1 pseudogene is annotated in these 899 nt (G+C 60.1%); it reads right to left on the minus strand.

Annotation, left to right across the window (positions count from 1 at the left end):
• Positions 1-74 precede the first annotated feature (74 nt).
• Positions 75-599 (minus strand): annotated as a pseudogene (locus tag AWB65_RS35090) (IS30 family transposase); the annotation flags it as partial.
• Positions 600-899: the final 300 nt, after the last annotated feature.

Here is an 899-nt window from a genome sequence, read left to right on the forward strand (position 1 = left end):
CATGTCCCGCTTTCGCTGGCAGTACCTGCCAGCTGTGACCAGTATCACGGAAGGCGGGACGGACTATCTATATTAGGCAAATATTGACGAAGCAATCCGTTGGTATTTTCGCAGGTGCCGCGTTGCCAAGGGCTGTGTGGGTCGCAGAAGTAGACGCGCACGCCAGTGGCTGCAGTGAGTTCTTGGTGCCGCGACATTTCTTTGCCCTGGTCGTAGGTAAAGGTTTGTCGCAACGGCGCGGCAATCGAGTTGAGTTTGGCAGAGAAGCCCGCTAACGCGGAGGCGGCGGTGGCGTCTTCCATCTTGGCGAGTAGCACCAGGCGGCTAGTCCGTTCGACCAGCACGCCGACAGAAGATTGGTTGGCGGCGCCCTTGATGAAGTCACCTTCCCAGTGACCAGGCAGTAGTCGGTCTTCGATTTCGGGCGGCCGCACATGGATACTGACCATGTCGGGAATCTGCCCGCGCCGATCTGTGCCGCGTGTGCGGGACATGCGGGCGCTATGACCGTGGCGCAAGCAGGCGATGAGCTGCCGGCGCAGTTCGCCGCGCGGCTGGGCATAGATGGCCGTGTAGATGGTTTCGTGCGAAACGTGCTGGGTCGGGTCGGTCGGATAATTGGGTAGCCACGTCTCCTCGCGGAAACGCGGCCCCCGAAGAACTGTACGTGCGAGTTTCCCCGCATACAGCTCGAGCACAGCATTAAACGTCACACGGACGCCGGTCGTACCGGCCTTCTTACGACCTTCGCAAACGTCACATCGTTGATTCGCCTCATTGCTGAGGCGAGAGGCGCTGAACCGTAGCCCCACCGGTCACTCACAAGCTGCCCCTCGTTGAACCTAAAATGCTGGTCTGCGACAACTGCACCACGCGGAAGTCTGCACCCTTTCAGGTCG

This window comes from Caballeronia humi, from assembly GCF_001544475.1.
GTDB lineage: Bacteria > Pseudomonadota > Gammaproteobacteria > Burkholderiales > Burkholderiaceae > Caballeronia > Caballeronia humi.